A 7,161-nucleotide genomic window follows, 5' to 3' on the forward strand; every position below is an offset into this window, starting at 1 on the left:
GTCCCGCCCCTCGTCCCGTCCCTCGTCCTGCTCCTCGCTCCAGGTCACGCAGCCCCGCCAGAGCACCCGCACGCCCGGCACCTGCGCCTCCAGGCGCCGGTGGGCCGCCAGCGCCCCGCGGTGCAGGGCGGTGCTCGCCCCCGGCGCGTCGGTGCCGCGCGGTCCGCCGATCCAGCCGAAGGAGTCCGCGCTCACCCCCGACGCCGGGGCCGACGCGTCCAGCAGGAGCACCTCGGCGCCGGCCGCGGCCGCCTCGCGGGCCACCGCCGCCCCGACGATCCCGGCGCCCACCACCACGACCCGCACGGCGCCCCCTCCTCCCCACCGGTGACGTCACGGTGCCACGGCCGGCGCGTCGCGGCACGGCGCTCACCGCTCGGCGGTGAGTCCGCACGCCCGCGCCGGTCCACCGTGCGAGCCGGACGGCCACCGCGACCGGCCACCGCGACCTGGAGGATGCCGTGGGCCTGATCCACGTCGAGCTGTTCGCGACCCTGGACCTGGTCGGGCAGGCGCCCGGCGGTCCCGAGGAGGACCCGGAGGGGTTCCCCTTCGGCGGCTGGCAGGCGCCCCTGCTGGACGAGGTCGTCGGGGCGCAGATCGCCGCCGCGTACGAGGGCACCGACGCGCTGCTGCTGGGCCGGCGCACGTACGACGTCTTCGCCGCGTACTGGCCGCACCGGCAGGGCGGTCGGGACGACGGGATCGCTGCGCTCTTCAACGGCGTGCCGAAGTACGTGGCCTCGCGCGGGCGGCCGGGGCTGTCGTGGGCCGGTTCCACGCAGCTGGGCCCGGACCTGCCCGGCGCGGTGCGAGCGCTCCGGGATCGGCACGAGCACGTGGCGGTCGTCGGGAGCCTGGACCTGGTGCAGACCCTGCTGCGCGAGGAGCTCTTCGACCGCCTGGACCTGTGGGTGCACCCGATCGTGCTCGGCGTGGGCAAGAGGGTCTTCGCCGCCGGCGCGGTGCCGGCGAACCTCACGCTGCTGCAGCCGCCCGCGGCCGGTCCGAGCGGCACGGTGCACCTGCGCTACGCGCCGGCCGGTGGCGTGCCGGCGACGGGGGACGTGAGCGCACCCGGTCGCGGTGGCGGGCGCAGCGCGTGACCCGGCGGTCGGGGCGACGGGCGGGGCGGGGGCGGGACCCGCGCTCGTGACGCTCCCGTGACGGCCCGCGCGCACCCTGTGCCCGAACGTCCCGGCTCGCACCGAGGAGACCGACATGGCCGACAACGCCCGGCGCTTCTGCGCCGCCGCCGCCCCGCGACCGGCCGAGACCGGTACCAGGGCGGCACTGCTCAAGGAGTTCCAGTGGGAGGCCGGGGAGCGGATCGGCGTGCGGTTCCTGGAGGGCGACGCCTCCCTGCACGAGCGCGTCCGCGCGGTGGCCGAGGAGTGGGTGGGCCCGCGGATGGCCAACCTCGACCTGCAGTTCCTCGACGACGGGCCCGCCACGGTCCGCGTCGCCTTCGCCCCCGGCGACGGCTCCTGGTCCTACCTCGGCACGACCGCGCAGCAGATCCCCACCGACCGGGCGACGATGAACTACGGCTGGCTCACCCCGGACTCGCCCGAGGACGAGCTGCGCCGCGTGGTGCTCCACGAGTTCGGGCACGCCCTCGGCCTCATCCACGAGCACCAGAACCCCGAGGAGCCGGTGCGGTGGAACCGGGCCGCGGTGATCGCCGACCTGTCCGGAGCACCCAACTTCTGGGACGAGGCGACCATCGAGCACAACATCTTCGCCGCGTACGACCCGGAGCAGGTCATCGCCACCCCCGTGGACGCCGACTCCATCATGATGTACCCGATCCCCGCGTCGTGGACGACGGACGGGTTCTCCGCCGACCTCAACCCGGAGCTGTCCGAGACCGACACGGGGTTCATCCGTGACGCCTACCCCTGGTGAACGGCACGTGTGCCGACGACCACGCGGTGGTCGTCGGCATCTCCCGCTACCCCCGGATGGTCGCCGACGGGGTGGCGGCGGACCTGCGCGGCCCGGACAACGACGCCCTCGCCGTCCGCGACTGGCTCGTCGACGAGGCCGGCGGCAGGCTCCCGCCGGGCAACGTCACCCTCATCCGGTCCGCCGACTGCGCCGCGAACCCCGACCAGCCGGCCAGCCAGCGCGTGCTCCAGGCGTTCGACGAGCTGGAGGAGAGGACGCGCGAGCGCAGCGGACGGCGCCTGTACCTGTACTTCGCCGGGCACGGCTTCTCGCCGGAGCTGGAGGAGGCGGCGGTCTTCACCGCCGAGTCCACGCACGTGCGCCCCAGCTACGTCTACGCCCACCAGTGGCTGCGGTGGTTCCGCAGGGCGCAGCGCTTCGAGCAGTCGGTGCTGTGGGTGGACGCCTGCATGAACCACCAGCAGTCCATCCCCGTGCAGGAGATCGGGATGCGCCCGCAGGTGGGCCGCGCCGTCCCCGGACCGGCGTTCATCGCGCTCGCCGCGCAGACCAAGAGCGCGCTGGAGCTGCCCATGGCCGACGGCGCGGTGCACGGCGTCTTCACGTGGACGCTGCTGCGCGGGCTGCGCGGCGGGGCGGCGGACCGCCGCGGCCGGGTGACCGGCCGCAGCCTGCAGGGGTTCCTGCACAACGCGATGGCCGACTTCCTGCCGCCGGAGGCGCGCAGGGCCGCCTCGGTGGACCTGCAACCCTTCGTGCGCGCCGACGAGGGCCTGGACTTCGTCCGCGTGGAGTCCCGGCCGGTGCACCCGGTGGTGCTGACGGCACCGGCGGCCCGCGCCGGCCAGGCGCTGCGCGTGTGGACGGGCTCACCGCACCGGCTCGTGGTGCAGGCGCGGCTGGAGGGCCCGCAGTGGCGCGGTGACCTCGCCCGGGGGCTCTACGTCGCGGAGGTCCCCGGGGCCGGGTTGCGCCAGGGCTTCCAGGTCACCGGCGCCACCGACGTGCGCGTCGGCGTGGACGAGACCGGTCCGCCCGTGCGCACCGCCGGGGAGGGGCACCTGTTCCGCCTCGAGGTCGCCGCGGCGAACCCGGCGGCCTCGGTGGTCCTCGTCGACCACGAGTTCCAGCACCTGTTCACCGACACCGGCCGGCTCGTGGACCGCGAGGCGCCGGGCGTCTACAAGGTCCGCACCCAGTTCGGGCGCGACGTGACGACCGCCTCGGAGCGCATCGTGCTGCTGGACGACGACCTCGTCCTCGGCGCCGACGCGCCCGTCCCGCTGCTCGTGGGCGCGCCGCCCGCCTCGGGCAGCGCCTCGGCCGGCGCCGTGCGCGAGCGCCTGCTCGCCGGCGTCGCGGCACCCCGGCGCAGCGTCGCACGGATCTCCGCGCTGGCCGTGGTGAGCCGCTGCTGGGGACGGGCCCCGGCGCCCGCGGGCACCCCGCTGCCGCACCCCATGGCCGGGTTGCGGCTGCTCACGCTCGACGGCGCGCTGCTCGCCGACCTCGCCCGGGACGCCCACCTCGACGGCGGGGACGGGGTGGACGGGGACGGGGGCCCGGTCGCCGTGTGGGAGCGGCGGCTGGAACCGGGCACGTACCTGCTGCGGCAGGAGCTGCCGCGCGGGGTGTTCGAGGGTTCGGTGGTGGTCAGCCCGCAGTGGGTGACCCAGGTCGTCGTGCGCCGCACCACCGGGCTCGGCGGCCCGTGGGGAGCGGTGCCGCGCCGGCCGGGCGCGGCGGCCGAACCCGACGACGTGGCGCTGTTCATGCGCCGCACCGCCGGGACCACCACCGCGCGGGACGACGTGGTGGAGGCCGCGCGCACCGCGCTGACGCAGGGCCGTCACGTCTTCGCGGGCGGGCGCGGCGCGGCACTGCTGCACGCCCTGCTGGAGGAGCACGACGACCCGGTGGCCGCGATCATCGGCTGCCACCTGCTGCTGCTGCCCGACGGCGGGTCCGGCGGCGCGGCGCGCGGCGGCGAGGTGCTCGACCGCGCGGTGCGCCGGCTGCGCGACCTCGTGGGCGGGCAGCACCCCGACGTCGAGGCGCTGTCCCTGCGCTGCGCCGACCCCTCGCTGCGGACGCACGGGCCGTTCCCGGCCCCGCCGATGTTCGCCGCCGGCTGGCGGCTGCTGGTGGCGGCCTCCTACGACGACCCGGCGCTGCTGCCCGCGCACGTCTGGGCGCGCGTGCACAGCTCCACCCGCATCGGGCCCTTCTTCGTCTGGGCCGCCGACGAGGAGCGGCGCGCGGCGCACGCGCAGCAGCTGCGCGAGTGGATCGACAGCTGCGCGGAGCCGACGGGGGGTTCGACCGCGCCGGCGGCGCGGGGTGGCGCGGCCCCGCCGCCGACGGCGCTGCGCACCCCGGCACCGACCCGGTCGCCCAGACCGCCCCGGCCCTCCCGGTCGAACGCCCCGCCGCCGCCGTCGCGGCAGGCGCCGCCCTCGGTGCTGGAGGCGGCGCGGCGGGTCGGCATCCCCGCGACGGCAGCCGTCGAGCTGTGGGGGGCGCGCGGGGCGAGTGCCCGGTGAGCGAGCGGTGACGGCGGGGTCGGCCGGTGCCGGCCCGCCACCCGCCGTCGAGCACGAGGTGCGGTTCACCGCGACGGTGGCGCTGTCCTTCCAGCGCCACCCGCGCCCGGCCACCGGCGTGGTGCCCGAGCTGCCGCGCAGCTGGGGTGCGCTGCCGGTGCTCCTGCGCGCGCCCGGGGAGGTGCTCGTCCCCGTGCCGGAGCGGGAGGCGGTGTGGATCGGGTTCCTGCGCGACCCCGGCGCCGTCCCCCAGGAGCTGTCGGTGGTGGCGCGGCTGGAACCGGGAGGACGCGTCGACGCGCTCAGCGGCCACCCCGCCCTGGACGCCGAGACGGCTCGCACGGCCGTGCCGCCGGCGCGCGCGCTGCCCGGTGCGCTGCGGCCCGGCGGTGGCTGGTGGGCCCTGGCGCGGGTGGCGCCGGACGCGTCCGCGCCCGCCTGCGCCGCGCTGGAGCTGCGGGCCGGCGGCACCTCGCTCCTCGTGCGGCTGGTGGACCCCGACGGGTTCCGGGAGCTGACCGGGGTGGGCGTCGCGCCGCTGGACCCGCGGGCGCCCTACGCCGGCCGGCGCCTGCCGTGAGCGCCCCGGCGGTGCCGCGGGCCCCGCCCCCGGCGCCGCTCACAGCGGCACCCCCTCGGCGGCGAGCTCGGACGCGCACCCGGCGAAGGCGTGCGCGTAGTTCGACTCCACCGACGTCCCCGCGAAGTGCACCCCGAACGCCCCCGGGTCCGGTTCCAGCCAGCTGAGCAGCGCCGAGCCGGAACTGCCCCCCAGCGTCGTCGCGTCGTGCCCGAACACCCAGGACCGGGTGTCCTCGGGCACGGAACCGAGCGGGAGGTGGGTGTTGCCCGGGGCCAGCCGCTTCACGCCGTAGCGGTTGCCGAAGAGCGTGGTGTTGACCCAGGCCCAGTCCACCCCCTCGTGGGAACCGGCCCGGTGGGGCGGGGGCCCGGGGAACCCCAGCACGCAGAACGAGGACAGGTTGCCCCGCGGGCCGTCCGGGTCGGCCACCGGGCGGATCGCCGGGGGGACCTGCTGGCCGGGCGAGGTCGGCTCGATCGTGAGCAGCGCCGCGTCCAGGCGGCCGAAACCCGCGCCCCCGCCGCCCAGGGGCACCGCCTGCACCACCCGGAAGCGGTCCGCCGCGGGACTGCCGGCCTCCGCGGCGAAGTCGACGAAGAGGCCGTCGAGCACGCGGAACCCCCGCCCGCTGCGCAGCATCACGTGCGACATGCTCCGCCACACCGCCTCCACGACGTGCTCGTTGGTCAGCACCAGGCCGGCGCCGGAGTCCACGACCCAGCCGGTGCCGAAGTAGGTGCGGGAGGTGGCGCCCGCCGGCTCGATGCGCCCCACCGAGGGCGCCAGCGCCGCCACCGCCCCCTGCGCGGCCTCCAGGTCCTCGCGCCAGGCGCCGGCCAGGGGGTGCTGCGGGTCGACCCGCCCGCCGCGCACGAGCAGGCTGGTGCGCTCACGGCGCCGGCTCCCACGTCCCCCCGGTGCCCGGCAGGCCCAGCGCCGCGCGCAACCGCGGCTCGCGCACGGCCGCGGCCAGGTCCGCGCTCACCGGCGGTGCCGCCGCCCCGGCCTCCCGCGGCGGTCCCTCCTCGCGCAGCCCCGCGAGCCGGTCCACCAGCAGGGCCGTGGCGATCTCGGGCCCGAAGCGGTGCCAGTCCACGTCGGCCTGCACCGCCTCCGGCCCGGCCACCTCCGCCACCAGCGACTGCACCGACCGCGCCGCCCGCACCGCCGGGTCGGACGGGGGCGCCGCCGCCTCCCGCCCGCCGCCCAGGTCCAGCGGTGCGCGCAGGAGCGCCTCGGCGTCGACGATCCCGGCGCCGTACGCGAAGGGGTCCCAGCCCTCCGGGCGGCGCGCGGTGGCGCGCAGCAGCCGGCGGAACATCTCCTGCAGCGTCTCCCCGCGCTCGTGCGCCGCGGCGACGAGGTTCGCGCGCCCGTGGTGGGCCAGCCACAGGGCCGCCACGCCGGCCGTCAGCGCGACGGCGAAGCTGGTGCCCTGCCCCTGCTGCACCTCCGCGCCGCCGGCGGGGACGACGGCGCGCAGCACGTTCTCCGCCGGCGCGCACACGTCGACGGCCGCCCCGCGGCTGCTGCCCCGCCACGTGCCGTCGTGGACGGTGCTGCCGCCCACCGCGATGCAGTCGTCGTAGCGTGCCGGCCACACCACGAACCGCACGCAGTTGCCCGCGGCGGCCAGGACCAGCACGTCGGCGGCGACGGCGCGGCGCAGGGCGCGGTGCAGCGAGAACGCCGGGATGCCGCCCAGGCTCATGGTGACGACGTGGGCCCCGCGGGCCACCGCCCCGTCGATCGCGCGGGCCACCGACACCTGCGTGATGCGCACGACGCTCTCCACGGCCCGCACGGGCAGGTGCCGCGCCCGCGGCGCGCTGCCGGTGATCACGCGGCTGGACGGGGAGACCAGCACGCTGCCCGTCGCGGTGCCGTGCCCGGGGCTGCCCCACCCCAGGGGGTCGGTGGCGTCCGCGTCGTCGTCGAGGACGTCGAAACCCTCCACGAGCTGGACACCGGCCAGCTCGGGGTGGTCGGTGGTGCCCGTGTCCGGCTGGGCGACCACGACGCCGCTGCCGCGCGCCGGACGGCCCCGCTCCTCCGAGAACGCCCACGCCCCGGGGACGCGCAGGGCGCGCAGCGCCCAGAGGGGATCGGCGTCCAGCGTGGGGT

The 7,161-nt window shown here is 77.8% G+C and carries 7 protein-coding genes; 4 read left to right on the forward strand and 3 right to left on the reverse strand.

The genetic code is table 11. From position 1 onward, the window contains the following. Positions 1-306, reverse strand: a 306-nt coding sequence (locus tag GTR00_RS10520; RefSeq protein ID WP_166611577.1) for an FAD-dependent oxidoreductase, incomplete at its 3' end; no start/stop codon positions are given. A 155-nt stretch (positions 307-461) separates the two neighbouring features. Here GTR00_RS10520 and GTR00_RS10525 point away from each other — a divergent pair. From GTR00_RS10525 to GTR00_RS10540, 4 genes are all read left to right on the forward strand, one after another. Then, entirely contained in the window at positions 462-1,106 is a 645-nt protein-coding gene (locus GTR00_RS10525; RefSeq protein WP_166611578.1) for a dihydrofolate reductase family protein, read from the forward strand. Positions 1,107-1,221: 115 nt separating this feature from the next. Further along, positions 1,222-1,908, forward strand: coding sequence for a zinc metalloprotease (locus tag GTR00_RS10530; protein ID WP_166611579.1), 687 nt, complete (start codon positions 1,222-1,224; stop codon positions 1,906-1,908). Next, entirely contained in the window at positions 1,905-4,454 is a 2,550-nt protein-coding gene (locus tag GTR00_RS10535) for a caspase family protein (RefSeq protein ID WP_166611580.1), read from the forward strand. Before GTR00_RS10530 ends, GTR00_RS10535 begins: the two co-directional genes overlap by 4 nt. A 7-nt stretch (positions 4,455-4,461) precedes the next feature. After that, positions 4,462-5,034 carry a hypothetical protein gene (locus tag GTR00_RS10540; RefSeq protein ID WP_166611581.1) on the forward strand — a complete coding sequence of 191 codons (573 nt, stop codon included), beginning with the start codon at positions 4,462-4,464 and terminating at the stop codon, positions 5,032-5,034. Positions 5,035-5,073: 39 nt separating this feature from the next. Here GTR00_RS10540 and GTR00_RS10545 read toward each other — a convergent pair whose 3' ends face one another. Both GTR00_RS10545 and GTR00_RS10550 read right to left on the reverse strand, forming a co-directional pair. After that, positions 5,074-5,910, reverse strand: coding sequence for a trypsin-like serine peptidase (locus GTR00_RS10545; RefSeq protein ID WP_166611582.1), 837 nt, complete (start codon positions 5,908-5,910; stop codon positions 5,074-5,076). Between the two features lie 16 nt (positions 5,911-5,926). After that, positions 5,927-7,161 (reverse strand): S8 family peptidase (locus GTR00_RS10550; protein ID WP_166611583.1); only part of this gene is annotated, 1,235 nt, incomplete at its 5' end.

It is taken from the genome of Kineococcus indalonis (genome assembly GCF_009906395.1).
GTDB classification, from domain to species: Bacteria; Actinomycetota; Actinomycetes; order Actinomycetales; family Kineococcaceae; genus Kineococcus; species Kineococcus indalonis.